Raw genomic sequence first — 26,324 nt, forward strand, 5'->3', positions numbered from 1 at the left:
CCGCCGGGCAGCCCCTGCCGATGTGGTCGGACCACTGTTCACGGATCCCGGTCGCCACCCGGGTCGAGGCCCGGACAGCCCGGCCGCCCCAGGGGCGGGGCGAGGACCCGACCGTACGCCGCGCGGCGGGCGCCGCGCGACCGGATTCGGCTTGCGAGGTGGGGAAGCGCCCTTGGCGACGACCGCGGTGGACATCCATCACAAGGAGGACAAGTAAGGGACCGGACCTATCGAGCGCTTCGACCACGCCACCGTCCGCGACCTCGACCACGTAGCCAACTTCTTCGTCGCGGTCGGCATGACCGTCCAGGGTCGTGCGTTCGTCGAAGACGACTTCATCGACGACGTCTGCGCGACCCTGGTCTGCGTAGCCTCGGCTTCGACGTCCATGGCATTGAGGCGGTCGTCGCCGCGGCCGCTGACATGGGATGTACAAGCTCGTCAGAGTGATTGGCAAGTACAAGGGCAAGTGGAAACAGGCTTACGTCTGCGGGCCGGAGAGACCAGCGCCTCGGTCGCCCAGCGCATCTGGTGAGCTCCGCGTCGGTGGAGCGGAAGGCCCGTAGGTCGGGCCCAGCGCTCCACCGTCGGCCGAAGATCACACGCGACATCGCGAGCGAGGACCGGGTGACTGCTTCAGTCGACAAACGTCGCTTCCACGCCGAGCGCCTTGCAGATGCTCCCCAGCGTGTCCTTCGTGTTCGACAGGGCCTGCTCCTTCAACTCGGAGGCTTCGGCGGCCGTTGCGAGTTTGTCCTCGGCCTCGACGAAGAGTGTGGAGTCGTCCTCCGCCGAGAATGCGTCCCCAACCCGAGTCAGCAGCCCGCGGTCGTTCTCGTACCGATAAGTGTTCTCGTGATCGAGGTTGGGCTCTCCAAGCTCAACCTCTGGCAGACGGATCGTTGCCTTCGTCCCATCCTCGGAGAGGGTGATGTCGCCCTTCGCCAAACCGGAGAAGTCGACGTACGCATCGACAGTGCCGGTCACGACGTAGAGGTTGCGCTCCCCCGCGAGGAAGTCGGGAAGGTTGTTGACGTCGTCCTCGATGTCCAGGACCACCTCGAAGTTGCCAACCGCGGCTCGGAACTCCGCAAGGTCCTCGATCGACTTCAGCACTGGCGGCGCACTGCGATCAATCCGCTCGGTCTTGAAGATGTTGGGAATGCTGAAGAGTCCGAACACTCCTAGACCGACGAACGCCGCGATCCCGATAGCCGCGGCCGCGATGAGGGCGACCACGAGCTTGACCAGCTGTCCGAACGTGAACTCACCACCGACGCGTGGCCCGGCTGCAGACATGTCGACCTTCAGCTTGCCGTGTTCCTTCGTCGCCACTTCTTCCCCCTGTGATGGGCCACGCGCCCCGGGGAATGCTAGGCGGCCGCCCCCCAGATGTCTGTGACTTCAGGACGTCCGACCTCTCTCGGCCACATGCCGTCGACGGGCTCAGCCCAGCGGCGGGAGGGTGACGACCTGCCCGGCGTAGGAGAGCCCGGCGCCGAACGCGATGAGCAGCGCGGTGTCGCCGACCGAGGCCTCCCCCTTGCGCAGCATCGCCTCCATGGCCAGCGGCACCGAGGCGGCGGAGGTGTTGCCGGAGTCGACGACGTCGGTGGCGACGGCGACCGACTCGGGCAGCTGGATGTTGCGCGCGAGCGTCTGGGTGATGCGCAGGTTGGCCTGGTGGGGGATGAAGGCGTCGAGGTCGTCGATCGCGACGCCCGCGCGCTTGAGCGCCTCGTGGGCGACCTCGGCCATCGCGAACGGCGCCCACCGGAAGACCGCGGTGCCCTCCATCTGCACGACCGGGTGGTCGGCCCCCTCGCCCGAGGCGTGGCCGCCGAGGCAGCTCGGGGTCTGGGTGATGACGTGGGCCTGCGAGCCGTCGGAGCCCCAGGCAGCCGGGCCGATGCCGTCCTCGTCGGCCGCACCCACCACGACGGCGCCCGCGCCGTCGGCGAAGATGAAGGCGGTGCCGCGGTCGGTCGGGTCCATGAAGCGGCTGAGCTGCTCCACGCCCACGACCAGGACGTGCTGCTCGGCGCCCGAGCGCACCATCGCCGAGGCGAGGTTGAGCGCGTGGCAGAAGCCGGCGCACCCGGCGGAGACGTCGAACGCGGCGGCCGTCGAGCCGAGCGCGTTCGCGACCTGCGGCGCGGAGGCCGGGGTGTGCTCGGGGTGGGTGGAGGTGGCGACGATGACGCAGCCGAGCTGGGCGGCGTCGACGCCCGCGGCGGCCAGCGCCTTGCGGGCCGCGGAGACGGACATGCCGATGAGCGTCTCGTCCTCGCCCGCGAAGCGGCGGGTGCGGATGCCCGAGCGGGTCTGGATCCACTCGTCGGTGGAGTCGAGGACCTCGCAGATCTCGTCGTTGGTGACGACCCGCTCGGGTCGGTGGACGCCGAGCCCCAGCATCGCGGCGTGGGTCATCTCGGCGGGCTGCTCGATCCTCATGGGCCGAGCATAGGCACGGCGTCCACCGCTCAGCGCGGGCCGTCGGGGGCGGGCTGCGTCTCGGGCGGGTCGGGCACCTCCCCGGGTGCGATGGGGTTGGTGGCGGGGTCGCCCGACGGGACGACGTCGGGGGCGGGCAGCGGCTCCTGCGGCGTGGTGGTCATCGTCCACACCTACGCCCCGCGCGTGGCCGGCCACAAGGGCGCGCACACCCGCAGCGGTGGGGAGCCCCGGGCTAGGGTCGCGCCGTGCCCGAGACCTCGCGCGGCGTCCGCCTCGGCGCGCTCGCCCTCCTGCTGCGACCGACGTACGTCCTCACCGAGGTGGTGACCGCCGCCGCCACCCGCGGGGGCTACAGCTTCGTCTCCGACTCGGTCAGCCGGCTGGGCGAGGTCGGCTGCACGGTCGACTACTGCTCACCACGGCACGCGGTGATGAACGGCTCGTTCGTCGGCTACGGGGTGCTGCTCGCCGGCGGGGCGGCGCTCCTGGCCAGGCCCCTCGGCCCGTGGGTGACGGGCCTGCTGGTCGTCTCCGGCGTGAGCTCGGTGGCCACCGGGATGGCTCCGCTCGACCAGGACGCGACCCTGCACGCGCTCGCCGCGACCCCGCTCTTCGTGGGCCAGCCCGTGGCGCTCCTCGTGCTCGGCCACCGGCTGCGCGAGCAACGGCCACGGCTGGCGCGGGCACTCCTGGCGACGGGCATCGTCACCGGCGCGGCCGCGGTGGGCTTCATCCTCTCCGGCGACGACCGTGCGGCCGGCGCGCTCGAGCGGCTGGCGCTCTGGCCCGTGCTGGGCGCCCTGGCGGCGTTCGCCTGGCCGCTCGCGCGGCAGCGCGGCTGAGGCCTCAGCGCGGCCGGCGACGGTCCTGCAGCTTGCGCACCGCTGCCCGGATGCGCGCCTGGTTCTGCGGCTTGCGGGCCTCGTCGTAGACCTTCTTCGCGATGCCGAGTGCTGCGACCTTCTTCGCCATGCCCATGCCCCCACCCTGCCAGCGACGCCCAAGGCCGCATCCGGAGCTCGTACCCATCCGTGATCCGCGTCACTCCGAACCATCCTCGAAGCCGCCCGCTCCGACGGCGGCACGACGAAGGGTCCGACCCGATGCGCCTCCCCTCGATCCGCCGCCCCTCTCCCTCGATGGCCGTCTCCGTGATGGCCCTCGTGGTCGCCTCGACCGGCACGTCCTACGCCGCCGGCCTGATCGGCTCCGACGACATCAGGAACAACTCGATCCAGTCGCAGGACGTCAAGGACCGCACCCTCCAGGGCAAGGACGTCAAGAACGGCACCATCGGTGCCCGCCAGGTCAAGGACGGCTCGCTGCGCGCCCGTGACTTCAAGGCCGGCCAGCTGCCCGCCGGCCAGCAGGGGCCCGCCGGTCCCGCCGGCCCGGCCGGTGTCGGTCGCTGGGCGCTGGTCGACGCGACCGGTGCGATCGTGGCGCAGTCGGGCGGGTTCACCGTCACCGCGGCCTACCCGACCCTCGCCCCCGCGGGCACCGACACGACCGGCCTGCGCGCCAACGGCAACGTCTACATCGACGCCGGCGAGAACCTGGCTGACAACGGCGTCCTCGCGGTGGTCGCCCTGCAGAACACCGTCGACCAGAACGGCGACGGCGTCACCAACGGTCGTGCGCTCGGGGCCGACAACAACCCGGAGTTCTCCGGCGAGATCTCCGCCGCCGTGTGCCAGCCCGGCGTGGTGAACTGCGCCCCTCCCGGCACCGGCAACACCAACCACGTCGTGGTGAGCCCCCGCAACAGCGACGGCAGCGTGACGACCGACGGCACCCGCAAGCGCTTCTACGTCGTCGTCACCGGCGACTCCAGCGACCGCCGCTGATCGGTCAGCTCCAGGACGCCGCCGGGCGGGACCGCCCTCCCGCCCGGTGGCCCCGGGCCGCCCGTCCACAACCCGCCCGGGCCTTGTTTCGCACGCCGCCGCGGGGGAACGCTCCTCCTGACGAGAGGAGCCCCGATGGGCGTGGTGATGAGGCCTGACGCGGTGCGCGCCGGATGGGTGCACGCGGACAACGCGGCGGCCGAGATCCGGGCGGCGCGCAGCCGCACCGCTGACGCGGCCGGGCACGACCTGGGCGACCTGGCCACGACGCTCGCCGACGCGGCGGGCGACCTCGCCGGCGTCCTGCAGGTCGTGCTCGGCGTGGTCGAGGAGCACCACGCCGGCGTCGAGGCCTGCATCAGCGACTTCCTCGCCACCGACGGCGCCTCGGCAGGAGAGTTCCATGGGCTTGCTCGATGACACCATCGCGCGGCTGAGGGACGTGCTGGCCACCGTCGAGGACATCGACCTCTGGCCCCCGTGGGACGCCGCGCAGACGATCGTGGACGCGGTCGCCCTCGCCGTGTCGGTCGCGACCGAGCCCCCGGGGCCCGACCCGGCCGACCTCGCCGACGCCGCAGCGGCCTGGCGCGCGGCCGCCACCTCCGTCGACGCGGGCGTCGACGACCTCAGCTCGGCGCGCGACGCGATCGACGCCACGACGTGGGACGGCACGTCCGGTGACGCGTTCCGCTCCTCCTTGGGCCGCCTCCGCACCCGCACGGACACCGTGCCGCCGGCGGCCCGCGCCGTCGCCGCCGCGCTCGACCGCCTCGGCGACGAGATGACGGCCGCGCGCACCCGCCACCGCGAGGCCGACGACCTGCTCCGCGACCACCTCCAGCTGTCCTGGGGTGACCTCTGGCCGTGGGAGCTCGTCGACCACCTGCGCGGGGTGGTGCAGGGCGTGGTCCGGGCGATCACCGAGGCGATCGGCGCCTACCAGGACGCCGCCGAGGCGGTCCGCGTCGCGAAGGCGGCCGTCGTGGCCGCGATGGACGAGATCGACCTCCCCGACGCCCTCCCGGGCGGCGTCAGCCCGGTGTCGGTGGTCAACGGCTGGGAGGACGAGGACGGCCCGCTGTCCGGTGCGGCGCTCGCACGCTACGACGACGCGCTCGCCGGCCTCGACCCCGCCCAGCGGCAGGCCGTGCTCGACGCCCTGGCCGGCGCCCGCAGCGAAGCCGAGCGCGCGTGGATCGTCGCGGGCGTCGCCTCCGGCCTCTCCGGCGCCGCCCTGACCCGCTACCTCGCCCGCCTCCACTCGATGACGCCGTCGGAGCTCGCCGACCTCGACCCGCCGACCGACGGCTCGTACTCCCAGCCCGACCAGACGACCTGCGGGTCCTCGGCCCTCGTGATGTCGCGGATGCTCAACGACCCGGCCTACGCCCTGTGGATGCAGACCGGCTACGACGCCGAGACCGGCACCACCGACCCCCGCACGCCCGAGCAGCGCTTCGCCGACGAGTCGCTGGCGATGCACGACCGCACCAACGCCACCCACGACCGCGACGGCGACCTCCAGTTCCCGTGGCCGCAGGCGGCCGGCACCCAGCCCTGGGCGGTCGCGGCCGAGATGTCGAGCGACGGCGGGAGCGGGGTGCCCGGGCAGGACTACGAGGTGCAGACCGTGTCGCCGTCCGACCGCGGCGACACCTACGACGCGATCGCCGGCTCGGTCGAGGGCGGCCACACCGTGCCGCTCTACGTCGGTGACACCACGCGCCCCGGCCACGTCGTGCTCGTCACCGGCAGCGAGGGCGACTCGCTGACCCTGTTCGACCCGGCGACCGGGCAGGAGCAGACTGTCTCGCGCGACGACTTCACGAGCGGTCGCCTGGGGGTGTCGGGATGGGACGAGCCGTGGTTCGCGGTCACGCCGTCGTCCTGACCCTGCTGGCCGGAGCGCTCACCGGGTGCAGCGGCGACCCCGGCGTGGTCTCCGACCGCGACGACCTCGACGCGGCGGTGGCGGTGTGGACCGACCCGTGGGTCGCCCCGACCGCCGCGCGGGTCGCCGGCCCGTCGCTCGGCAGCAACGGCCGCGTCGACCGGGTCGTGGGTCGGCGCACCACGTCCTACGACGCCGGGGTGCGCGCCACGACGCGCGCCGAGCTCGCGGTCGCCACGGCCCACGGGTGGTCGCCCACCTCGAGCACCTGCGGCGACACCGTCGAGGTGGCGCTCGTCGGCCCGCACGACGAGCTCGCCCAGCTGGTGGTGACGCCCGACGGCGAGGGCGCCCAGGCCGCGCTCCAGGTGGCCACGCACCACCACCTCGACTCCGCCTGGCGAGTCCCCGACGCCGTCGCCCGCACCTGCCTCGACGGCACCTCGCCGACCTTCGAGGCGCCGCCGCTGACGTCCGCGCCGATCGGGGGAGGCAGCGAGGAGGTCCGCGCGGAGTGGGAGGAGGACCGCACCTCGACCGACCTCGTCGACGCGGTCGACGCCGACGGTGTCCTCGACGGGCTCGGGCTCTCCGTCACGGCGCCGCGCGTCCGCGACGGCGTCAACCGTCGTCAGGCCCCCGCCGCCGAGGCCTCGCTGCCCGTGCGCTCGCTCACCGAGCTCGAGCGACGGCTCACTGGGTGGCGACCCACGTGGGCGGCCTGCGGGGGTCGCGGTCCGGTGCTGGCCACCTTCGTGCGCGAGGTCGCCGACTCCTACGCCGTCCTCGCGGTGCAGCTCGACGACGACGGGGCGACGGCCCGGGTCACGCTCCCGATGACCGAGGGCCCGGGCGGCGAGTGGCTCGACGGGATCGACGGCATCGACCCGCGCACCTGTGCGACCCCGACGAGGGGACCGCGGGAGGCCACCGGGGTCCCGGCGGTGCTGCCCACCGACCTCACGCCGCTGGCCGACTGAGCCTCAGCGCGAGCCGCGCACCCGCACGTGCGCGGTCCAGGCCGAGCCGTTGTGCCACCGCTCGCGGGTGCGGTCGGCGGTGATGTACCAGCCGTCGACGACCGCGCCCGGTGGCGTGGTGGCGTCGCCGGTCAGCTCGTCGGGGGCCAGCACGCTGTAGCGGACGTCCTCGCCCGCCACGGGCTCGACGGGGAGCCCGGCCGTGGGTGCTGCCGGGGCGGGGACTGGCGTGGGTGCTGGCGTGGGTGCCGGTGTGGGTGCCGGGGTGGGGGCCGGCGTCGCTGCCTGTGTCGCCGCCTGCGTCGCCGCGGTCGGGGTCGCCCCGAACGGGGCGGGCATCCCCGAGGTGAACCAGCCCTCCGGCGCGCGGCGCTCGATCTCCTCGCGCATGTGCTCCGGCAGCCGGGCGTAGACCTCGGCGGCGTCGCGCACCACCTCCTCGCGGCTCCGCCCGCCCGGCAGCGCGAGCTCGACGGCGAGCCCCTTGAGCCGGTCGACCGCTGCCTCCAGCTCCGCCGCCGCGACGCGCGGGCCGGTGACCTCCGGCGCGCGACCGGCAGACTGCGAGGTCGAGCGCTTCGCCAGCACGATGATGCCCACGAAGACGATGATCGGCACGAACACGGCCACGTCCCCGCGCACGAAGCCCAGCACGAGGGCGATCAGGACGAAGAGGCCGAAGCCCTGCACGGGTCGACTGCGCCGCGGTGTGGTCACCAGGGTCCCCTGCTCTCGTGGTCGGTGGCCGCACCAGCGTGCAGCACGGCACCGGCCGTTGTCCGGCGTACGGCACAATCCTCGCCGTGACCCGGATCTCCGTCGCAGGACTCGGCTACGTCGGTCTCTCCATGGCCGTGCTGCTCGCCCGCCACCACAGCGTGGTCGGCCTCGATCTCGACGCCGGGCGCGTCGAGCGGCTCAGGCGCGGGGAGAGCCCGATCCACGACGACGACATCTCACGCTTCCTCGCCGAGGAGGAGCTCGACCTCGCGTTCACCACGGACGCCGAGGAGGCCCACGCGGGCGCCGACTTCGTCATCATCGCCACCCCCACGAACTACGACCCGGTGACCAACTACTTCGACACCGCCTCGATCGAGGCGGTGATGCGCGACGTGCTGCGGATCAACCCCGGCGCGACGATGGTGGTGAAGTCGACCGTGCCCGTCGGCTACGTCGTCGACGTCCGCGAGCGGCTCGGCACCGACGCGGTGATCTTCTCCCCCGAGTTCCTGCGCGAGGGCCGGGCGCTGCACGACAACCTGTACCCGGCGCGCATCGTGGTCGGCGAGGACTCCGAGCGGGCGCGCGCCTTCGCCGACCTGCTCGTCGGGGGCGCAGAGGCCGACGACGTACCGGTGCTGTTCACCGCGCCGACCGAGGCCGAGGCGATCAAGCTGTTCGCCAACACCTACCTCGCGATGCGGGTGGCGTACTTCAACGAGCTCGACTCCTTTGCCCTCTCCCACGGCCTCGACCCGCGCCAGATCATCGACGGCGTCGGCCTCGACCCCCGGATCGGCACGCACTACAACAACCCGTCGTTCGGCTACGGCGGCTACTGCCTGCCCAAGGACACCAAGCAGCTGCTGGCCAACTACACCGACGTCCCCCAGACCCTGATCAGCGCGATCGTCGACGCCAACACCACCCGCAAGGACTTCATCGCCTTCGACATCCTCGACCGCAAGCCGTCGGTCGTCGGCATCCACCGGCTGATCATGAAGTCGGGCTCGGACAACTTCCGCGAGTCGTCGGTGCAGGGGATCATGAAGCGGATCAAGGCCAAGGGCGTCGAGGTCGTGGTCTACGAGCCCGAGCTCGGCGAGGACTCCTGGTTCGGCTCCGAGGTGCTCACCGACCTCCCCGCCTTCAAGGAGCGCGCCGACCTGATCGTCGCCAACCGGATGGTCGAGGAGCTGCGCGACGTGAAGGACAAGGTCTACACCCGCGACCTCTTCGGCGCCGACTGACCCGTCAGCACGCACGTGGCGCCCGTCGCCAGGGTGGCGGCATACGACACGCGTTAGAGCGCCGGGCATGTCGTACGCCGCCAGTGTCACGCCGACCGTCGCCAGGGTGGCGGCATACGACACGCGTTGGAGCCGCGCACATGTCGTACGCCGCCACCCTGAGGCCGAGGGACGGCGATCAGCGGCGGCGGCCGAAGATCCCGCGGCGACCCTGGTCGCCGTCGTCCGCTGGAGCAGCCTCGGTCGGGCGCGCGTCGGGGACAGGCCGCACGTCGGCGGCGTCGGCGGCGCGGCGCAGGGCCTTGCGCAGCCGGTTCTCCGACTTGTCGGGGTCGGTGGGCGGGCGGGCACCGAGGACGAAGCGCTCGACCTCGCGCTCGGCGACGGGCACCCAGCCGACGTCGGTCGCGGGGTAGGTCTTCACGCCGAACGACGCGTCGAGGAGCGTGTCGAGGTCGTCGCCGTCGTCCGCGATCCGGGCCACGCGTGCCAGCGCGGAGGTGCGCTCGAGGCGGGCGGTCGCACCGGAGGCGTACGCCAGCAGCCGGGCGCCGTGGTGGGTGCGCTCGAGGTCGTCGAGCAGCGCGGACAGCGCGACCGGCAGCGGCGCGAGGCTGACGTCGGGCAGGGTGAGCAGGAACTCCGCGTCGGTGCTGCCGTCGAAGGACTCGACCAGCCGCACCCGCGGCTCGTGGAGGTAGGAGCGGTGGACCAGGCGCGTCTCCAGCACCGGGTCCTCGACCGGCTGGACGCGGTCCTCGTGCACCGTGCTCCACGGGCCGACGACCGTGACACGGAGGTCGGGCACGTCGCCGTCGAGGAGCGAGTCGACGACGTGGATGGTGTCGTCGGCGGGACCGGCCTCGACGACGACCTCGAGGTAGGGCACCTGGTAGGCGCGGCCGCGCCTGTTGCGCTTGGGCCGCATCGTCGGCACGAGGTCGGCGAGGTAGGGGTCGTTGTAGCGGTTGACCTGCTCGGCCCGCCGCAGGACCTGCGAGCGGCCGAGGTGCCAGCTGCGGGCCTCGCGGTCGACGACGAAGACGCCGCCGGCCTGCGCGAGCGAGTGGCCGAGGTGCATGTCCTCGCCGAGCCGCAGGGTGCGGTCGAAGCCGTCGGAGTCGAGGTAGAGCGCCTTGGTGACCGACCCGGTCATGCCGATGTGGAAGCGCTGGGCGCGCGGCCCGGCCGTGCGCAGGTCGTCGGTCTTGGCCCAGTAGTCCTCGACCCACTGGTGGGGCTCGTGGTCCTGGCCGGGGAACAGGTCGGCCGCCCCGCCGGCCGCGACCCGGTCGCGCACCGCCGCGGGGTCCTGCTCGAGGAGCGGCGCCGGGTCGACGAAGAGCTTGTGACCGCCGGGGACGGCGTAGTCGACGAGGTGGTGCCAGCGCGCGTGCGCCTCGACCTCCTCGCGGTGGGCGAGCATGTCGGCGTCGTACCAGTGCAGCACCTCGCCGTCGGCGGCGAGCGCCCCGAGGTGGCAGGCGTTCGCACGGCCCCAGCCCTCCTCCACCCGGAGCAGCCGGGTGCGGTCGGGGCGCACCTCGGGCAGCTCCTGCGGCGGCGTGCTCTGGTCGTCGACGACGATGACCTCGAGGAGGTGGGCGGGATAGCTCTGCGCGGCGAGCGCGGCCAGGACGTAGGGCAGGGTGCGCTGGTAGTTGAAGGTCGGCACGACGACGCTCACCGACAGCGTCGGCTCCCACTCGCCGAGCCGTGGCGGCGTCAGGGTGCCCCAGTCGTTCTGGCGCACCAGCGGCTGCCGGGCCATGCCTACTCCCCCTCGTCCGTGCGGTCCCCGTCCGGTCGGTCGACCGGGTCGATCTCGAGCGCGCGGCTCGGTCGGAAACCCTTCCACTCCTCCGCCACGATGTCAGGTCGACGGAACTCCTCGTCGTCGCGCTGCCAGGTGTGTCCTGCCCCGGTGCGCCGCAGCACGTAGCCGAGCCCGTGGGTGCGGTAGATGCGGCCGCCGGCGGCCTCGACCCCGGCGAGCAGCTGGGCGTCGACGAACTTGCGCACCCGCCGGAAGTCGCCGAGGGCGTGCAGCAGCCCGCGGTCGAGCAGCAGCGTGCCGCCGGCGACGAAGCGGGCGAAGAGCTCGGAGGGGTGGTTGCGGCGGACCGTGAGGGCCTCGCGCTCGGCGTTGGCGTGGAGGTAGACGAACTCCGAGGGCATCCCGACCACGTCGGCGCCGGAGAAGCGCCGGGCCATGAGCAGGTCGTGGACGGCGTCGGGGGCGTACCAGTCGTCGTCGTCGACCTTGAGCAGCACCTCGCTGGACGCGGCGCGGGCGGCGGCGGTGAGGACGTCGCCGAAGAACTCGGCCCCGTCGAAGGTCAGGACCTGGTGGGGCCGGTCGCCAAGGGCACGGCGTACGGCGTCGCGGTCGGGCTCGAAGCCATGCGCGGCGAGCACCAGCTCGACGTCGGCGCCGCGCTGGCGGGCCACCTGCCGGAGCGCGAAGTCGAGCATGTCGGGCCGCTTGGTCGCCAGCAGCGCGCTGACCGGAGGCATGCCGGGGTGCCGGACGCCCGCCCGCGTGGCCAGCGCCGAGCGCCAGGCGAGGGTCGAGTGGTGGTCGAAGGCGGCCCGGCGCACGGCGAGGCTGTGCTCCTCGCGGGCGAGGGGGTGGTCGAGGTCGACCGGGGAGGTCAGGGCGGCCACCAGCGGCGCGGCCAGGCCGAGCTCGGTGAAGCGGTCCTCCTCGAGCCCGACGACCGGGACGCCGGAGGCGGCGAGGGCGAGCAGGTCGGTCACCCGGGCGTCGGCGGAGACCCGCACCGCCTGGTGGGCGCGGGCGGCGTCGACGACGGACTCGGTGACCGGACCGCGCCCCAGCGAGGCGAGGTCGACGACGGGTCGGTCCCAGTCCTTGCGGAAGCCGACGGGGTTGAAGATCCGCTCGTCGACCGGCTCCGGACCGGGGTCGGTGACCACGACCGGGGCGCGGTCGATGACGTGGTGCTCCGGCACGCTCTGCTGCACGCCCGCGCCGCGGCGCGTGACGACGACGTCGGGCGGCACGTCGCGCTCCGCCGCGCCCGCCTGCGTCACGTCGGGCAGCAGCACGCTGCGGGCGTCGAGACCGGGCGCCGCGGGGCGACCGGCGTAGGCGACGACCACGCCGCCGTGGGTCGTGTCGCCCGGACCGGCGGCCTGGCGCGCCATCTCCATCACGACGAGCTGGGCGCGGGCGCCGCCGGCGAACCGGAGGACGGTCAGCACGCCCCGCTCCCCGGCCTCGCGTGCGGCGAGGTGGACCAGCCGCGGCCACTCCGGGCGGGGCACGACCACCCACGGCACGGGGGTGTCGGTCAGCCAGCAGGCGACGACCTTGCACTGGCCCAGCAGCGGCACCGCGCTCGCCATCCGGCGCAGCCGCGCACGGTCGGCGGCGACCACCAGCACCGAGCCCCAGCCCTTGAGCGGCCCGCTGAGCGAGGACAGCGTGACGATGTGCGCCTCGATGCCGGCCACGTCCTCGATGCCGTGCAGGGCGTCGAGGGCGAGCGCGTCCGAGTCGTCGACGAGCACGAGCGTCGGGCCGGGCATCCGGACGTCGTGCAGCGGGTGGGCGGTGGGGGGCGGGGTCACGGGCGTACGCGCTCCTTGAGCGAGGCCGGCAGCGAGTGCTGCACGAGGGGTCGGGGCTGGCGCCAGAGCCAGTCGCGGCTGACGTGGTCGATCACGTGGACGCCGGGGGGTGCGGTCACCTCCACCAGACCGCCGAGCTCCTCCGCGCGGCCGGTGCGGATGGCCTCGTCGACCTCGAACTCGCGCAGCTTGCGGTAGAGCCGGGTGTTGGTGAAGTCGACGCCGTCACGGCGCCAGTGGGCGTACTCGTCGGCGTCGAGCCACTTCACCTCCACGCACAGGCCCTGCTGGAGCACGATCCGCTCCACGTCGGGCGGGAACTCGCGCAGCTCCCAGTCGAAGGCCTTGACGAAGGTGAAGTCGGGGCCCATCGGGTAGACCCAGGGCTCGAGGAAGCGCAGCGACAGGTCGAGCCAGCCGGTGGACTCGTCGACGACGGTCAGCGGGTGGCGCGGCATCGCCACGATCGCGCGGGTCGACTGCAGCTGCCACGACAGGTCGCGCAGGATGCCGGCGCCCTCGGGCGTGAGCACCATGTCGCCGTCCCACTTCATCGAATAGGTCGTGCGGACGTGGGAGAAGCACCAGTTGTAGAAGTGCGTGAGCGAGTGGACGCTCGTCGCGGGCGTCGCGAGGTGCTCGCCACCCGCACGGGAGACGCGGTGCGGGTACGCCAGGACGGTCAGCCGGTCGGCCGCCCCGCACTCCTCGGCCACCCGGCGCGCGACGTCGGAGGTGCCGTCGTCGGAGCCGTTGTCGACCAGCAGCACGTGCTGCACGGCGGAGAGGATCGGGGGCAGCACCCACGGCAGGTTGCGGGCCTCGTTGCGGACCCGGAAGACGCATGTCAGCCCGGGCGCGAGCCGCTCGCCGGCTGTCCACGGCCAGGTGACGTCGTAGTCGGCCAAGCCCTCCAGCGAGGCGATGTCGGGCATCACGCCGGTCCCTGCGGGCGCTCCCGGCCGACCACCTTGCGCAGCTTCTGGCGCGCGGCAGGCGGCACCATCGCGCGCACCGCGTGGGGCACTCGGTCGGCGCCGCTGCGGGGTGCCTCCGCGGCCGCCTGGCGACGGGCCTCGGCGGCGGCCGTGCGGCGCTGGGCGACGACGGTCGAGTGGGCGAACGCCTCGGCCTCGGCGTACTGCGCGGCGTAGGCCTCGCGCAGCTCGTCGCACCGGCGGCGCACCTCGTCGGTGTCGTCGCGGGCGACCTCGACGAGGGCCTGCCACGTCGCATCGGCCAGCTCGCGGAGCCGGTCGGGGACGCCGATGTCGTCCCAGGTGGCAGTGACCCGGCGCAGGCTCGGGTCGATGAAGCGGTGCACCTCGGCGATGTCGACGGCCATCGCGGTGCGCACCGAGGTGAGGTCGAAGGCCTCGCCGAGCGCGAACACCGGCTGCGTCCAGTCGTCGAGCAGGTCGCCGTAGTGGACGAACGCGCGCTGCTGGTCGCGGGTGGCCCGCTCGGTGTGGAGCATCATGTTGACCCACGCGGCGGTGCGGGTGATGGCGCCCTGGTCCGACCCCGCGCCCATGCGGCCGTAGTAGGCCTGCTTCGACCCGACGACCTCGGTCACCGGCCGCAGCATCGTGACGTAGGACGACGTGGCGCCGCAGCGGTCGGCGGCCGCTCGCCACAGGCCGAGGAACCACGCGGCGCGGGGGTCCTTGACGACCAGCTCGTCGCTCACGGCGAACTGCTCCTCGAGCCAGGCCGTGACGCGTTCGCGGGTGGCGTGGTCACCGCTCGTGGTGCCGGCGTCGAGCCAGGCCCGCGGGCGGGCGTCGGAGACCTGGACGTTGCTGCGCTGCAGCAGCTCGGCGTGCAGGTCGACCACCCAGCGCGGCTCGCCGAAGCCCTTGGGGTTGGTGGCGTCGGCGACCACCTCGGGCTGGGGCACGTGCATGCCGAGGGTGCGCAGGGTCCCGGCCATGGTGCTCGTGCCGCTGCGCCCGGAGCCGACGACGAACACGATGCGCCGACTGCCCGCGGACGTGCTCGGGCCGCTGTGCTCGCTCATGCACCGGAGCCTATCGGTGCACCTCAGGCGTCCGGCGTGGCCCGCTGCTGCTGCTCGCGGGCCGCAGCGTCGGCCTCGAGGAACGCCTCGTCGTGCTCGAGCTCCTCCCGCAGCGCGGTGAGGCTGGTGCTGAGGTGGGCGCGCGCCGCCTCGGCGGCCGGGTCCTCGTCGGCGCCGGAGGCGATGTCGCGCCACGACGTCTCGCCGGCGTCGACCCGGCGCTGCAGCCGCTCCTGCTCCGGGCCGAGCTCGCCGCGGCGGGCCTGGCCCTGGATCTCGGCGATCCGCCGGGCCGACTCGGCCTTGAAGCGGTCACGCTCGGCGCTGAGGTGCGCCGCCATCTGCCGCAGCGACGCGGTCGCCTCGCGCGCCTGCTGGCGCGACTCCTCGAGGGCGGCCTGGAGACCGGGGTCGGAGAGCGCCATCAGAACCCCTGGTCGGCCGAGTCGTCGGTGCGGTTGCCCGCCACCGCGTGCTGCGCGGTGCTGATCGAGGACAGCACGGCGTTGGCGCCGCCGAGCCCGGCGTTGACGTAGCGCAGCACCTTGAGCAGCGCCTCGGCCGCCTTGGTGAGCTTCTCGATGGCGCGCAGGCCGTCGTGGATCAGCTCGACGATGCGCCGCGCCTTGCCGGGCGCGGACACGCCCGCCTTGAGCCAGCCGATCGGTCCGGCGAGGCCGGAGATGATGAGCTCCTGGATGACGCCGTCGATGAAGTCGATCGCGATGACCAGCACGTCGAGGGTGGCCTTGCCGACCTCGATGACGTGGCCGAGCTGCTCGGCGATGTAGCCGGCGGCCTCCTGCTGGTCGGCGTGCATCTCGCCGATGTCGGCCATCCGCGCCTTCGCCGACGCGCCGGCCGGGCCCTGCCACACGGCGGGGAGCTGCTGGCCGAGGGAGGTGTAGTTCTGCCCGACCGCGGCGCAGCCGTTGCCGACGTTGCCCCACGCCAGCTGCATCGACGACACGGCGTTGAAGTCGCCGGCGACCGGCTTGAACAGCGCCTCCAGCAGGCTCCAGCCGGTGATCTTGTCGACGATGCCGTCGATCGCCGGGATGATCAGGCCGCAGTCGCCCTTCTTGTCCTCGATGTACTGGCCCTCGGTGCCGGGCGGGGTGCCGCCCGAGACCGCGGAGGTCGGGTTGACGTGCTCGGTGATGGTCATCGGCCGGCCCACTCCTGTGCGCTCTCGTCCTCGTCCTGGGACTGGTAGTCGTCGTACTCGTGCAGGTCGTCGGCGTTGTCGCCGATCTCGTTGACGTTGTCGACGAGGTCGGTGATCCCCTCGACCGTCTCCTTGCCCTCGTCGTAGAGGTCGGTGTAGGTGCCGACCGTGCTGCCGATGTCCTGGCGGCGGGTGTGGTCGGCGGAGTCGCGCGAGCGGGAGTCGGCGTAGGCGTCGTTGGCCTGCTCGCGGGCGTCCTCCTCGCTCGCACCGGCGGCGATCGCCCGGTCGTACGTGCTGTTGTAGGCGTCCTCGGCGTTGCGGTTGATCCGGTCGTGGTTGATCGTGTCGGCGCGGCCGTCGACCCCGTCGGCCTTGGCGAACTGCAGCGCCTCCTCGTCGGAGTAGCCCAGCGAGCGGTAGTACTGGTACTCGTCGGTGCGGCGCTCGATCGCGTCGTTGACCGCGTCCTGGGCGGCCTTCTTCGGGTCGGCCCACGGCGGCGTCTCGTCCTTGGGGCCGCCGGGCTTGACCTTGTCGCCGACCGCGCCGGCACCGTCGCTCACCCCCGGGTGCTTGTCCTCGAGCTCGGGGATCTTCGTGCCGTCGGCCGGGGCGTTGGAGATCGGGCCGCCGGGCGTGTCGTTGCCGCTGCCCGCGGGGTCGTACGGCGGGAAGTGCGCCGGGTCGGGCGACAGCGCGCGGAAGCGGTCGTAGGTCGCCTGGTCGGTGTCGAGGTAGTCGTCGCGCGAGTCGATGAAGGCGTCGCGCACCTTCTCGGCCACCGCGCGGGAGTCGCGCAGGCCGTCGTGGGCGGTGGACACGGCCGACTCGTAGCTGCCCTGGAAGAGGTTCAGCACCCCCGAGAACGCCCCGAAGTTGCTGCACGAGGAGCGGATGTAGTCGTCGATCACGCCGATGTGGTCGTGCTGCTTGGACGCGAGTCGCGACGCCGCGGTGAGGGCGTCGGGGTCCACCTGGAAGCTCACGGTCGGGTTCCTCGTCGGTGTCGGGGGCGGGCTGACGTGCTCGAGGCGCCTCCTACCCGGTCACCCGGCAGGCAAAACGCCTCGATCGCGGCTCAGGCCGCGGACCCACCCCTGCGGGCGCGGGCGCGGACCCGGAACCAGCCGACGACCATGGCCAGCAGGGCGACCATGCCGAGCGCCCAGCCGACCACCCCGCCGATCGCCTTCTCCGACGTCGTGCGCCACTCGCCGTCGCTCTGGTAGACGGTGATCGTGTCGCCCTTCTCGGCGTCGCCGAGGCGGCGCAGCTCGTAGAGCGCGGAGGCCTGCTCACCGTCGGGCAGCTCGAAGACGACCGAGGAGTAGTCGGCGGCCCTCGCGCCCGGGCGGGCCCGGTCGAGGGCCTCGAAGCCGAGCACCGTGGCCTGCTGGGTCTGCACGCCCGAGGGCGGCTGGCGGCTGTCCCAGAAGTCGAACAGGCGCCAGCCCACGACCACGATCATCACCACGAGCAGCACCAGGGCCACCCACGTCATGCCGTACGCGTCGCGCGCGCCGCCCGAGGAGAACCCGCCCGGCGCCGCAGGCCGGCCGGGGACGGGACGCTGGGGGACGGGACGCTCGGGGACGGGCCTGTCCGGGACCGGGCGGTCGGGCACCGGACGGTCGGGGGTCTGGTCGTCGTCAGCCACGCCCGCAGTCAACCACCCGGCTCGAGCCCGGTGCTCACAGGTGCTGCGGCTGCGCCCGGATCAGGTCGGCGTACCAGTGGAAGGACTTCTTCGGGGTGCGCTGGAGGGTCTCGTGGTCGACGTGCACCAGCCCGAACCGCTGCGAGAGCCCCTCGGCCCACTCGAAGTTGTCCAGCAGCGACCAGCAGTAGTACCCGCGCACGTCGACGCCGCGGACGATCGCCTCCGAGACCGCGTTGACGTGGCCGCGCAGGTAGTCGATGCGGGCCTGGTCGTCGACCACCCCGTGCTCGTCGGGGCCGGTGTTGAAGGCGCAGCCCGACTCGGTGATGACGATCGGCGGGAGCGCGGCGCGGAAGCGCGCGCGGAACATCACCAGCCACTCGCGCAGGGCGTCGGGGACGATCGGCCAGCCGAGGTCGGTCGTCGGGTGGCCCACGACGTCGCGGTTCTCCCACGGCAGCTCGGCGTCCTCGCCCGCCGCCGCGACCTTCATCGGGTTGTAGTAGTTGACGCCGTAGAAGTCGAGCGGCTGGCGGATCGTGGCCAGGTCGCCCGGCTGCATGATGTCCTCCATCAGCGGCGCGAGGTCAGCGGGGTAGCGACCGAGCAGCATCGGCTCGAGGAACATGCCGTTCCACACCGCGTCGAAGAGCTTGCTCGCGCCGACGTCGGCCGGGTCGTCGCTGGCCGGCCAGACGGGGGCGTGGTTGTTGGCGCAGCCGATCGACGTCGCCCCGGCACGCCGCAGCTCGATGGCCGCGCGGCCGTGCGCGAGGAGCAGGTGGTGCGAGGTCCACAGGGCGTCGAAGAGCAGCCGCTTGCCGGGGGCGTGGATGCCCATGCCGTAGCCGAGGAGCGAGGCGACGTTGGGCTCGTTGACCGGGATCCAGTGCTCGACCCGGTCGGCGAGGCGCTCGCCGACCACCGCGGCGTACTCGGCGAACCGCTCCACGGTGGCGGGGTTGAGCCAGCCGCCGTCGTCCTCGAGCGCCTGCGGCAGGTCCCAGTGGTAGAGCGTGGCCATCGGCTGCTGGCCGTGCTCGAGGAGGGTGTCGACCAGGCGGTCGTAGAACGCCAGGCCCTGCTCGTTGACCTTCCCGCTGCCGGTCGGCACGACCCGCGGCCACGAGATGGAGAAGCGGTAGCCGCCGGTGCCGAGCTCGGCCATCAGCGCCACGTCCTCCTCGAACCGGTGGTAGTGGTCGCACGCGACGTCGCCGGTGGTGCCGTCGGCGATGCGGCCCGGCTCGTGGGCGAAGGTGTCCCAGATGCTGGGGCCCCTGCCGTCCTCGCGCGCCGCGCCCTCGATCTGGTAGCTGGCCGTGCTCGTGCCGAAGCGGAACCCGGGCGGGAGCAGGGGGAACGGCGGCGGTGCAGGCACATCGGCGAAGATATCGGCATGCCCGTGGCCCTGTACGCCGGTTCCGACAGGTCGTCGGCGACCGCCGCGGGGCGTGTGACCAGGCACTCCTTCTCCTTCGGCGCCGACTACGACCCCGCCAACCTCGGGTTCGGCCCCCTGGTCTGCCACAACGACGACCGGCTCGAGCCGGGCGCGGGGTACCCCGAGCACCCGCACACCGACCTCGAGATCGTCACCTGGGTGCTCGAGGGCGCGCTCGTGCACACCGACACCACGGGGTCGCGGCACGTGCTCGGGGCCGGGCGGGCGCAGGTGCTGTCCGCCGGGGCCGGCATCCGCCACAGCGAGGTCGCCGACCCGGCGTCGGGTCGCTGCCGCTTCGTGCAGGCCTGGCTGGTGCCGACCACCCCCGGCGGCGAGCCGTCGTACGTCCTGGGCGAGGCGCCGCCCCCGGCCTCGGGGCTGGTCGAGGTCGCCGGTGGCTCCGGCCTCCCGGTCGCGACGTCCGGCGCCCGGCTGCTCGTCGCCCGGCTCGCCGCGGGCCGGTCGGTGACGCTTCCCGACGACCCCCGCCAGCACGTCTTCGCCGCCACCGGCCGCGCCACCGTGGACGACCTCGAGCTCGGCGCCGGCGACGCCGCCCGGGTCAGCGACGAGCCCGGCCGCCCGGTCCGCGCCCTCGAGGACACCGAGCTCCTCGTGTGGTCCTTCGCCGCTCCCTGACCCGCCCCCGCCTCCTCCGCTACCTGGGGACGAAATGGTGGGCGAAAGTGGCCGAACGCCCACCATTTCGTCCCTAGATACCCGGGGCGCGGGCCACTGGGGGCGAAGCTCCCGGGGCCTCAGGGGACGAGGACGCCCGGGTTGAGGATCCCGGCGGGGTCGAGCTCGGCCTTGACCGCACGGAGGACGCGCACGCCGACGTCGCCGACCTCGCGGGCGAACCACGGCAGGTGGTCGGTGCCGACGGCGTGGTGGTGGGTGATGGTGGCGCCGGCGGCGAGGATCGCGTCGCTGGCGGCGGCCTTGGCGGCTGCCCACCGCGCGAGCGGGTCCTCGCCCTGCGGGGCCGCGACCGTGAAGTAGAGCGAGCAGCCGGTCTCGTAGACGTGGGAGACGTGGCACAGCACCAGCGCGCCGTCGCCGAGCGTGGCCCTCAGCGCGGCCCGCACCTCGGCGTGGAGCCGCTCGCGCTGCGACCAGAAGGTGGCGGTCTCCATGGTCTCGACGAGCACGCCGTGGTCGAGGAGCGCGTCGCGGAGGTAGGGCGCGTGGAACCTGCCCTCCACCCACCTCTGCCCCGGCTCCGGGCCGAGCGGCGTGCCGCCGAGGGCCGTGAGCCGCTCGGAGACCGCGGCGCGTCGGGCGGCGACCTGCGCCGGCGTGCCCTCGTGGCCCACGACCATCAGGCAGCCGGGGTCGTCGCTCGCCCCGATCGACGACGGGTCGGCGAGGTTGAGCGCGGTCTCGTCCTCGTCGGAGAGCCGCAGCACGGTCGGCAGCAGGCCCTCCTGCGCGAGCGCGCGCATCGCGTCGGACCCCGCGGCGAACGACGGCCAGCGCCATCCCTCGTACGTCGTCTCCTCCGGCGCCCGCCGCACCCGCACCGTGACCGAGGTGAGGACGCCGAAGGCGCCCTCCGAGCCCAGCAGGAGCTGGCGCAGGTCGGGGCCGGCCGCGCTGGCGGGGGCCGAGCCCAGCTCGAGGGTCCCCGTGGGCGTGGCGGCCGTGAGGCCGACGACCATCGCGTCGAAGCGGCCGTAGCCGGCACTGGACTGCCCGCTGGAGCGCGTGGCCGCGAACCCCCCGACCGACGCGTGCTCGTAGGACTGCGGGAAGTGGCCGAGGGTGAGGCCGTGCGCGCCGAGCAGCGCCTCCACCTCCGGCCCGCGCAGGCCGGGCTCCAGCGTCGCGGTCATCGAGACCTCGTCGAGGGCGAGCAGCCGCTTCATCCGCACGAGGTCGAGGTTGACCAGGCCGGCGAACCCGTCGCGCCGGGCGGCGAGCCCCCCGGTCACGCACGTGCCGCCACCGAAGGGCACGACCGCCACGCGGTGCTCGCTCGCCCACGCCAGCAGCGCGACGACGTCGTCGTGGCCGCCCGGGCGCACGACGGCGTCGGGGGCGTCGGTGAGGTCGCCGGCGCGGGCGCGCAGCAGGTCGGGGGTCGACTTCCCGCGGGTGCGCAGGGCGCGGGTGGCGTCGTCGGTCAGCACGTGCTCGGCCCCCATGACGGCCCGCAGGCCGTCGAGGAGGTCGTCGGCCAGGGCGACCGGCGGCGGGGCGGCGCCGAGCACCGCCGGTGTCTCGTGCCGGCCGAAGGCCAGCTCGACGAGGCCGAGCGCGGACGCGGGCAGGTCGGAGGCGGCGTCGGGGTCGCCCCAGCGCTGCGGGTGCATCTCGACCGTCTCGACCGGGGGGCTCTGCGGGGTCATACGTTACAGTGTGACACATGTCGTCACTTCGTCACACCAACGCCGGCACCGGCGACCCTCGGCTCGACGGGTACCTCGACGCCGCCCGCGACTGCATCCTCGACGTCGGGTGGCGTCGTACGACGCTGACGGAGGTGGCCCGCCGGGCCGGTGTCTCGCGGATGACGATGTACCGCGCGTGGCCCGACATGGGGTCGCTGCTGGGCGACCTGATGACCCGGGAGTGGGTCGGCATCGCCGCCGCCACCCGGGTCGCCGCCGCCGACACCTCGACCCCCGCGGGGATCGCGGCCGCGGCCCTGTCGACGGTGCGCGCGCTGCGCGACAACGAGCTGTTCGTCCGGATCGTCGAGCTCGACCCCGACCTGATGCTGCCCTACCTGCTGTCCCGCCGCGGCCGTTCGCAGGAGGCGCTGATCGAGATCCTGGCCGCCGAGGTGGCCAGCGGGCAGGCGACCGGTGCGATCCGTGCGGGCGACCCGGTGCTGCTGGCCCGCAGCCTGGTGCTCGCCGCCCACGGCTTCGTGTTCTCTGCGCTCACCATGGTCGACGGACTGATCGGCCTCGACGACCTCGACGCCGAGCTGCGCCACCTCGTCGTCCGCACGCTGGAGCCGTGATGGAGCGCCGGATCACGCCGGGCCTCGCGGGCGCGCCCGACGAGGTCGACGTGGTGGTCGTCGGGCTCGGCATCACCGGCGCGGGCGTCGCGCTCGACGCGGTGACCCGCGGCCTCTCCGTGCTCGCCCTCGACGCCCGCGACCTGGCCTTCGGCACCTCGCGCTGGTCGTCCAAGCTCGTCCACGGCGGCCTGCGCTACCTCGCCCAGGGCCGGCTCGCGATCGCCCGCGAGAGCGCCGTCGAGCGCGGCATCCTGATGGACGTCACCGCGCCCCACCTCGTCCACGCCCTGCCGATGCTCACCCCGCTCACCGACGCCGTGCCGCGCATGGCCGCCGCGCTCACCCTGGGCGGCCTCCAGGCCGGCGACCTGCTGCGTCGCAGCGCGCACACCACCGCCCGTACGCTCCCCCGTCCGCGCCGGCTCAACGCGACCGAGACCCTGAGCCTCGCGCCCGCCCTCCGGGCCGAGGGCCTGCGCGGTGGGCTGCTCGCGTGGGACGGCCAGCTCGAGGACGACGCCCGCCTGGTCACCACGGTCGCCCGCACCGCCGCCTCCCACGGTGCTGACGTGCGCACGCGCGCCCGGGTGCTCGCCGCGACCGGCACCCTCGTGCGGGTCCGCGACGAGCTGACCGGCACGACCCACGAGGTGCGCGCCCGCGCGGTCGTCAACGCCACCGGCGTCTGGGCCGGCGACCTCGACGACCGGGTGCGGCTGCGCCCCAGCCGCGGCACCCACCTGGTGCTGCGCGGCGCGACCCTGCCCCACACCCGGGTGGCGGTGATGGTGCCGATCCCCGGCACCCGGGCGCGGTTCGCGATGGTGCTGCCCCAGGCCGACGGCACCGTCCACGTCGGGCTCACCGACGAGCCGGTGACCGGGCCGGTGCCCGACGTGCCGGTCCCGAGCGAGGCCGAGGTCGACTTCCTGCTCGGCGTGGTCGCCCCGTCGTTCGCCACGCCGCCGACGCGTGCCGACGTCGTCGGGGCCTACGCCGGCCTCCGCCCGCTGCTGGAGGTCGCGGGCACCGACGCCACCGCCGACCTGTCGCGGCGCCACGCGATCCTCACCTCGGCGACCGGCGTGACGACCGTCGTCGGGGGCAAGCTCACCACCTACCGACGGATGGCCCAGGACACCCTCGACGCGCTTGTCGCCGAGGGCCGCCTCGACGCCGGGCCGTGCCGCACCGCCTCGCTCCCCCTCGCCGGAGCCGCACCGGCTGCCCGGCTGCGCGCGCTCGACGGCCCGCCCCGGCTCGTACGCCGCTTCGGCACCGACGCCGCCCTCGTGCTGGCGTCGGCGCGCGCCACCACCGGGCTCTCCGACGACGAGCTGCTCGCCCCAGTCTCCCCCGACGTGCCGGTCACCCTGGCCGAGCTCGTCTTCGGCGTGACCCACGAGGGCGCCCACGACGTCGACGACCTCCTGGACCGGCGTACGCGCACCGGGCTGGTCCCCGCCGACCGCTCCCTCGCCGAGCCCCTGGCGCGCCGGGCGCTCACCCTCGTCGGCGCCGCGACGCACTCCTGAGGGCCTGGCGAGGACGTTCGTCACCGATTCCTGCTGCGTCGACGGACCCTGGGGCAGGAACCCGCGCCGGGTGAGCCACGCGACAGCAAAATCCGGCGACAGTTCGGGTGAAGCCCGGACAGGACGACCGCCCCGTGGGAAGGTTTTCCAGGCGCGCCCCTTGCCGACCCCATGCGGCAAGGGGCGCCCAGTCCATCTCCGGGGCAGCCCGCCCGCCGTCACTCCACGGTGACCGACTTGGCCAGGTTGCGGGGCTTGTCGATGTCGTGGCCGAGGTGCTGCGCCGCGTGGTACGCCAGCAGCTGGAGCGGGATCGTCAGCAGGATCGGGTCCAGCTCGGGCTCGTTGCGCGGCACGACGATGCGCCGCGCGCCGACCTCGCCGAGGTCGACCTCCTCGTGGGTCACCACCACCAGCGGACCCTGGCGCGCGGCGATCTCGTGCAGGGCAGCCACGTTGCGCTCGGTGAGCTCGTCGTGCGGCACCACCGCCACCGTGGGGACGTCGGGGTCGATGAGCGCCAGCGGACCGTGCTTGAGCTCGGAGGTCTGGTAGGCCTCGGCGTGGCAGTAGCTGATCTCCTTGAACTTCTGCGCCCCCTCGCGCGCGACGGGGAAGCCGCGCACCCGGCCGATGAAGAACAGGCTGCGCGCCTCGGCGAGCCCGCGGGCCACCTCCACGAGGTCGTCCTCCCCGGCCAGCACCTCCTCGATCTGCGCGGGCAGCCGCTCGAGGCCGGCGACCAGCCGCCTGCCGTCGGCGATCGAGAGGTCGCGCACCCGCCCGAGCTGGAGGGCGAGGAGGGCGAAGCCGAGGAACATGTTGGTGAGCGCCTTGGTGCTGGCGACGGCGACCTCGGGACCGGCGTGGAGGTAGATCCCGCCGTCGCACTCGCGCGCGATCGCCGAGCCGACGACGTTGACCAGACCCACGCAGCGCCCGCCCTTGCGGCGTACCTCCTGCACGGCCAGGAGCGTGTCGATGGTCTCGCCCGACTGGCTGACCGCGACGTAGAGGGTGTCGGGCTCGATGACGGGGTCGCGGTAGCGGAACTCGCTGGCCGCCTCGGCGTCGGCGGGGATGCGCGCCAGCTCCTCGATGAGGCCGGCGCCCATCTGGCCGACGTAGTAGGCCGACCCGCAGCCGAGCACCTTGACCCGGCGCACGGCCCGCAGGTCGCGGGCGTCCATGTCGAGGCCGCCGAGGTGGGCGGTGCCGAAGCGGTCGTCGAGCCGTCCGCGCAGCACGGCCTGCGCGGTCGTGGGCTGCTCCAGCATCTCCTTGCGCATGTAGGACTCGTGCTCGCCGGCGTCGTAGGCCGACGCGTCCACGTCGACCTGGCTGGCGGTCTTGCCGGTGGCCGAGAGGTCGCTGGGCCGCAGCGTGCTGAACCCGGCGGCGGTCACGGTCGCCATCTCGCCGTCGTCGAGCACGGCCACGGTCGTGGTGTGGCGGACGATCGCAGCCAGGTCGGAGGCGACGTACATCTCCTTGTCGCCGACGCCGACGACCAGCGGGCTGCCGTTGCGGGCCACCACGATGCGGTCGGGGAAGTCGGCGTGGACCACCGCCAGGCCGTAGGTGCCGACGACCGCGGCCAGCGCGTCGCGCACCTTGCCCTCCAGGGTGTCGGCGTCGCTGCGGGCCACGAGGTGGGCGAGCACCTCGGTGTCGGTGTCGCTGGTGAGCTCCACGCCGGCAGCGGTGAGCTCGGCACGCAGCGCCGCGGAGTTGTCGAGGATGCCGTTGTGCACCACCGCGACCCGCTCGAGCTCGTCGGTGTGCGGGTGGGCGTTGGCGTCGGTGGCCGGGCCGTGGGTGGCCCAGCGGGTGTGGCCGATGCCCGTCGTGCCGGCGAAGCGCCTGGGCAGCGCGTCGGTCAGGTCGCGGACCCGGCCCGCCTGCTTGGCGACCCGCAGGCCGCGGCTGCCGAGGACGGCGACCCCGGCGGAGTCGTAGCCCCGGTGCTCGAGCCGGGTCAGGCCCTCCAGGACGACGGGGGCAGCGTCCTGCCGGCCGATGTAGCCGACGATTCCGCACATGGTGGTTCCTATCCGTAGATGATGCGACGCAGCTGCCGCTCCGACAGCTCCGGAGCCGCGACCACGCGCTCGCGCAGCTCGTCGGCGATCCGCACGAAGATCTCGGGGTTCCTCGCGCCGTACGTCTTGAGGTGGGCGTGCCGGCTCCGGACGTAGGACTCGACCGTCTCGGCGTGGAAGGCGATCACGTCCTCCACGACCCGGGCGGCCTCGCCCGGCGTCAGCGACGTGGTCGCGACGACGTGGGCGACGAGGTCGGGGTCCGGCACGCTCCGAGCATGAGGCGGCAGCCTCGTTGCCGCAAGTTCCTGCCCGAAATCGGGCAGAACTGAGCCGTTGCTCTCCCTTCCGCGTGCCAGCGCCGGCGTTTTGGGGCTCCAAGTGGGGCGCGAGGGCCGAGCTGGAGCCATCGCAGCCGTCCGGGTGGGGCGTGACCGTCGTCTTCGAGCGAAACGATGGTGTGCGGGTGGGGACGTGCTAATCTGGGTGAACAGAAGGTGAACGGGAGGTGTCACATGAACGAGCGCGAGATGACCGGAGCCCCGGTCTGCACGTGGATCGCGGTGACCGACGCGTCGGGCCGCACCCGCATGGAGGCGCGCTGGACGTCGGTCGCCACGGCCCACGTCACGGCTGCCTGACCCAGCTCACGCACCGAGCCACGTCCCCGACCAGGGACGTGGCTCGTCGCAGGTATAGACCACCCGGGACGCGCGCCCCCTCCTCG

Annotated in this window: 27 protein-coding genes; 10 read left to right on the plus strand and 17 right to left on the minus strand. The window is 73.7% G+C overall.

Annotated features, from left to right (window positions below):
• Positions 1-636 precede the first annotated feature (636 nt).
• From ACFFJG_RS09055 to ACFFJG_RS09065, 3 genes are all read right to left on the minus strand, one after another.
• Positions 637-1,335 (minus strand): DUF4230 domain-containing protein, encoded by a 699-nt coding sequence (locus ACFFJG_RS09055; RefSeq protein ID WP_378518277.1) that lies wholly within the window; start codon positions 1,333-1,335, stop codon positions 637-639.
• A gap of 111 nt (positions 1,336-1,446) precedes the next feature.
• A complete protein-coding gene (locus ACFFJG_RS09060; RefSeq protein WP_378518278.1) occupies positions 1,447-2,454 on the minus strand; it encodes a beta-ketoacyl-ACP synthase 3 in 1,008 nt (335 codons plus the stop codon).
• Between the two features lie 29 nt (positions 2,455-2,483).
• Entirely contained in the window at positions 2,484-2,618 is a 135-nt protein-coding gene (locus tag ACFFJG_RS09065) for a hypothetical protein (RefSeq protein ID WP_378518279.1), read from the minus strand.
• An 84-nt stretch (positions 2,619-2,702) separates the two neighbouring features.
• Here ACFFJG_RS09065 and ACFFJG_RS09070 point away from each other — a divergent pair, with 84 nt between their 5' ends.
• Positions 2,703-3,299 carry a DUF998 domain-containing protein gene (locus ACFFJG_RS09070; protein WP_378518280.1) on the plus strand — a complete coding sequence of 199 codons (597 nt, stop codon included), beginning with the start codon at positions 2,703-2,705 and terminating at the stop codon, positions 3,297-3,299.
• A 4-nt stretch (positions 3,300-3,303) separates the two neighbouring features.
• Here ACFFJG_RS09070 and ACFFJG_RS09075 read toward each other — a convergent pair whose 3' ends face one another.
• On the minus strand, positions 3,304-3,435 hold the full coding sequence (locus tag ACFFJG_RS09075) for a hypothetical protein (RefSeq protein WP_378518281.1): 132 nt from the start codon (positions 3,433-3,435) through the stop codon (positions 3,304-3,306).
• 125 nt (positions 3,436-3,560) lie between these two features.
• Here ACFFJG_RS09075 and ACFFJG_RS09080 point away from each other — a divergent pair, with 125 nt between their 5' ends.
• From ACFFJG_RS09080 to ACFFJG_RS09095, 4 genes are all read left to right on the plus strand, one after another.
• A complete protein-coding gene (locus tag ACFFJG_RS09080; protein WP_378518282.1) occupies positions 3,561-4,304 on the plus strand; it encodes a hypothetical protein in 744 nt (247 codons plus the stop codon).
• A gap of 147 nt (positions 4,305-4,451) precedes the next feature.
• Positions 4,452-4,724 carry a hypothetical protein gene (locus tag ACFFJG_RS09085; protein ID WP_378518283.1) on the plus strand — a complete coding sequence of 91 codons (273 nt, stop codon included), beginning with the start codon at positions 4,452-4,454 and terminating at the stop codon, positions 4,722-4,724.
• Positions 4,708-6,198, plus strand: coding sequence for a WXG100 family type VII secretion target (locus ACFFJG_RS09090; RefSeq protein ID WP_378518284.1), 1,491 nt, complete (start codon positions 4,708-4,710; stop codon positions 6,196-6,198). The genes ACFFJG_RS09085 and ACFFJG_RS09090 overlap by 17 nt, the downstream gene beginning before the upstream one ends.
• Complete coding sequence (locus tag ACFFJG_RS09095; RefSeq protein ID WP_378518285.1) at positions 6,171-7,178, plus strand: hypothetical protein; 1,008 nt, start codon at positions 6,171-6,173, stop codon at positions 7,176-7,178. The genes ACFFJG_RS09090 and ACFFJG_RS09095 overlap by 28 nt, the downstream gene beginning before the upstream one ends.
• A 3-nt stretch (positions 7,179-7,181) precedes the next feature.
• Here the strand turns inward: ACFFJG_RS09095 and ACFFJG_RS09100 are convergent, their stop codons facing one another.
• Entirely contained in the window at positions 7,182-7,895 is a 714-nt protein-coding gene (locus ACFFJG_RS09100) for a hypothetical protein (protein WP_378518286.1), read from the minus strand.
• Positions 7,896-8,026: 131 nt separating this feature from the next.
• Here ACFFJG_RS09100 and ACFFJG_RS09105 point away from each other — a divergent pair, with 131 nt between their 5' ends.
• On the plus strand, positions 8,027-9,151 hold the full coding sequence (locus tag ACFFJG_RS09105; protein ID WP_378519469.1) for a nucleotide sugar dehydrogenase: 1,125 nt from the start codon (positions 8,027-8,029) through the stop codon (positions 9,149-9,151).
• A gap of 178 nt (positions 9,152-9,329) precedes the next feature.
• Here the strand turns inward: ACFFJG_RS09105 and ACFFJG_RS09110 are convergent, their stop codons facing one another.
• The 9 genes from ACFFJG_RS09110 to ACFFJG_RS09150 form a co-directional block, all read right to left on the minus strand.
• Positions 9,330-10,922 carry a glycosyltransferase gene (locus ACFFJG_RS09110; protein ID WP_378518287.1) on the minus strand — a complete coding sequence of 531 codons (1,593 nt, stop codon included), beginning with the start codon at positions 10,920-10,922 and terminating at the stop codon, positions 9,330-9,332.
• 2 nt (positions 10,923-10,924) lie between these two features.
• Positions 10,925-12,748, minus strand: a complete 1,824-nt coding sequence (locus tag ACFFJG_RS09115) for a glycosyltransferase (protein WP_378518288.1) — start codon at positions 12,746-12,748, stop codon at positions 10,925-10,927.
• Positions 12,745-13,683 (minus strand): glycosyltransferase family protein, encoded by a 939-nt coding sequence (locus tag ACFFJG_RS09120; protein ID WP_378518289.1) that lies wholly within the window; start codon positions 13,681-13,683, stop codon positions 12,745-12,747. The genes ACFFJG_RS09115 and ACFFJG_RS09120 overlap by 4 nt, the downstream gene beginning before the upstream one ends.
• The gene (locus ACFFJG_RS09125; RefSeq protein ID WP_378518290.1) at positions 13,683-14,768 is read right to left on the minus strand and encodes a sulfotransferase family protein; all 1,086 of its coding nucleotides are present in this window, start codon (positions 14,766-14,768) and stop codon (positions 13,683-13,685) included. The genes ACFFJG_RS09120 and ACFFJG_RS09125 overlap by 1 nt, the downstream gene beginning before the upstream one ends.
• 23 nt (positions 14,769-14,791) lie before the next feature.
• Positions 14,792-15,193 (minus strand): hypothetical protein, encoded by a 402-nt coding sequence (locus ACFFJG_RS09130; RefSeq protein ID WP_378518291.1) that lies wholly within the window; start codon positions 15,191-15,193, stop codon positions 14,792-14,794.
• A complete protein-coding gene (locus ACFFJG_RS09135; RefSeq protein ID WP_378518292.1) occupies positions 15,193-15,936 on the minus strand; it encodes a hypothetical protein in 744 nt (247 codons plus the stop codon). The genes ACFFJG_RS09130 and ACFFJG_RS09135 overlap by 1 nt, the downstream gene beginning before the upstream one ends.
• Entirely contained in the window at positions 15,933-16,925 is a 993-nt protein-coding gene (locus tag ACFFJG_RS09140; protein ID WP_378518293.1) for a hypothetical protein, read from the minus strand. The genes ACFFJG_RS09135 and ACFFJG_RS09140 overlap by 4 nt, the downstream gene beginning before the upstream one ends.
• Before the next feature lie 92 nt (positions 16,926-17,017).
• On the minus strand, positions 17,018-17,596 hold the full coding sequence (locus ACFFJG_RS09145; RefSeq protein ID WP_378518294.1) for a hypothetical protein: 579 nt from the start codon (positions 17,594-17,596) through the stop codon (positions 17,018-17,020).
• Positions 17,597-17,630: 34 nt separating this feature from the next.
• Positions 17,631-18,980, minus strand: a complete 1,350-nt coding sequence (locus ACFFJG_RS09150; RefSeq protein WP_378518295.1) for a GH1 family beta-glucosidase — start codon at positions 18,978-18,980, stop codon at positions 17,631-17,633.
• A gap of 18 nt (positions 18,981-18,998) precedes the next feature.
• On the opposite strand from ACFFJG_RS09150, the gene ACFFJG_RS09155 reads away from it, so the two are divergent.
• A complete protein-coding gene (locus tag ACFFJG_RS09155) occupies positions 18,999-19,685 on the plus strand; it encodes a pirin family protein (protein ID WP_378518296.1) in 687 nt (228 codons plus the stop codon).
• Positions 19,686-19,804: 119 nt separating this feature from the next.
• Here the strand turns inward: ACFFJG_RS09155 and ACFFJG_RS09160 are convergent, their stop codons facing one another.
• Positions 19,805-21,397: an FAD-binding oxidoreductase gene (locus tag ACFFJG_RS09160; RefSeq protein ID WP_378518297.1), complete on the minus strand. Its 1,593-nt coding sequence runs from the start codon at positions 21,395-21,397 to the stop codon at positions 19,805-19,807.
• Positions 21,398-21,414: 17 nt separating this feature from the next.
• Between ACFFJG_RS09160 and ACFFJG_RS09165 the strand changes: the two genes are divergently transcribed.
• Both ACFFJG_RS09165 and ACFFJG_RS09170 read left to right on the plus strand, forming a co-directional pair.
• Positions 21,415-22,017 carry a TetR/AcrR family transcriptional regulator gene (locus ACFFJG_RS09165; protein WP_378518298.1) on the plus strand — a complete coding sequence of 201 codons (603 nt, stop codon included), beginning with the start codon at positions 21,415-21,417 and terminating at the stop codon, positions 22,015-22,017.
• Entirely contained in the window at positions 22,017-23,555 is a 1,539-nt protein-coding gene (locus tag ACFFJG_RS09170) for a glycerol-3-phosphate dehydrogenase/oxidase (RefSeq protein WP_378519470.1), read from the plus strand. The genes ACFFJG_RS09165 and ACFFJG_RS09170 overlap by 1 nt, the downstream gene beginning before the upstream one ends.
• 218 nt (positions 23,556-23,773) lie before the next feature.
• On the opposite strand, the gene glmS is transcribed toward ACFFJG_RS09170, so the two are convergent.
• The gene (gene glmS / locus ACFFJG_RS09175) at positions 23,774-25,597 is read right to left on the minus strand and encodes a glutamine--fructose-6-phosphate transaminase (isomerizing) (protein WP_378518299.1); all 1,824 of its coding nucleotides are present in this window, start codon (positions 25,595-25,597) and stop codon (positions 23,774-23,776) included.
• Between the two features lie 8 nt (positions 25,598-25,605).
• Positions 25,606-25,866 (minus strand): hypothetical protein, encoded by a 261-nt coding sequence (locus ACFFJG_RS09180; protein WP_378518300.1) that lies wholly within the window; start codon positions 25,864-25,866, stop codon positions 25,606-25,608.
• 246 nt (positions 25,867-26,112) lie between these two features.
• On the opposite strand from ACFFJG_RS09180, the gene ACFFJG_RS09185 reads away from it, so the two are divergent.
• The gene (locus ACFFJG_RS09185) at positions 26,113-26,238 is read left to right on the plus strand and encodes a hypothetical protein (RefSeq protein WP_378518301.1); all 126 of its coding nucleotides are present in this window, start codon (positions 26,113-26,115) and stop codon (positions 26,236-26,238) included.
• The last annotated feature ends 86 nt before the right edge of the window (positions 26,239-26,324 follow it).

The organism is Nocardioides zeicaulis, from assembly GCF_042432345.1.
Classification (GTDB): domain Bacteria; phylum Actinomycetota; class Actinomycetes; order Propionibacteriales; family Nocardioidaceae; genus Nocardioides; species Nocardioides zeicaulis.

Bases quoted from the DNA above. Each gene is read 5' to 3' on its own strand.
- ACFFJG_RS09170 (WP_378519470.1), top strand. From the start codon at position 22,017: ATGGAGCGCCGGATCACGCCGGGCCTCGCGGGCGCGCCCGACGAGGTC.
- ACFFJG_RS09080 (WP_378518282.1), top strand. From the start codon at position 3,561: ATGCGCCTCCCCTCGATCCGCCGCCCCTCTCCCTCGATGGCCGTCTCC.
- ACFFJG_RS09130 (WP_378518291.1), bottom strand. From the start codon at position 15,193: ATGGCGCTCTCCGACCCCGGTCTCCAGGCCGCCCTCGAGGAGTCGCGC.
- ACFFJG_RS09165 (WP_378518298.1), top strand. From the start codon at position 21,415: ATGTCGTCACTTCGTCACACCAACGCCGGCACCGGCGACCCTCGGCTC.
- ACFFJG_RS09060 (WP_378518278.1), bottom strand. From the start codon at position 2,454: ATGAGGATCGAGCAGCCCGCCGAGATGACCCACGCCGCGATGCTGGGG.
- glmS (WP_378518299.1), bottom strand. From the start codon at position 25,597: ATGTGCGGAATCGTCGGCTACATCGGCCGGCAGGACGCTGCCCCCGTC.
- ACFFJG_RS09090 (WP_378518284.1), top strand. From the start codon at position 4,708: ATGGGCTTGCTCGATGACACCATCGCGCGGCTGAGGGACGTGCTGGCC.
- ACFFJG_RS09110 (WP_378518287.1), bottom strand. From the start codon at position 10,922: ATGGCCCGGCAGCCGCTGGTGCGCCAGAACGACTGGGGCACCCTGACG.
- ACFFJG_RS09065 (WP_378518279.1), bottom strand. From the start codon at position 2,618: ATGACCACCACGCCGCAGGAGCCGCTGCCCGCCCCCGACGTCGTCCCG.
- ACFFJG_RS09160 (WP_378518297.1), bottom strand. From the start codon at position 21,397: ATGACCCCGCAGAGCCCCCCGGTCGAGACGGTCGAGATGCACCCGCAG.
- ACFFJG_RS09185 (WP_378518301.1), top strand. From the start codon at position 26,113: ATGAACGAGCGCGAGATGACCGGAGCCCCGGTCTGCACGTGGATCGCG.
- ACFFJG_RS09120 (WP_378518289.1), bottom strand. From the start codon at position 13,683: ATGCCCGACATCGCCTCGCTGGAGGGCTTGGCCGACTACGACGTCACC.
- ACFFJG_RS09135 (WP_378518292.1), bottom strand. From the start codon at position 15,936: ATGACCATCACCGAGCACGTCAACCCGACCTCCGCGGTCTCGGGCGGC.
- ACFFJG_RS09075 (WP_378518281.1), bottom strand. From the start codon at position 3,435: ATGGGCATGGCGAAGAAGGTCGCAGCACTCGGCATCGCGAAGAAGGTC.
- ACFFJG_RS09105 (WP_378519469.1), top strand. From the start codon at position 8,027: ATGGCCGTGCTGCTCGCCCGCCACCACAGCGTGGTCGGCCTCGATCTC.
- ACFFJG_RS09155 (WP_378518296.1), top strand. From the start codon at position 18,999: ATGCCCGTGGCCCTGTACGCCGGTTCCGACAGGTCGTCGGCGACCGCC.
- ACFFJG_RS09125 (WP_378518290.1), bottom strand. From the start codon at position 14,768: ATGAGCGAGCACAGCGGCCCGAGCACGTCCGCGGGCAGTCGGCGCATC.
- ACFFJG_RS09085 (WP_378518283.1), top strand. From the start codon at position 4,452: ATGAGGCCTGACGCGGTGCGCGCCGGATGGGTGCACGCGGACAACGCG.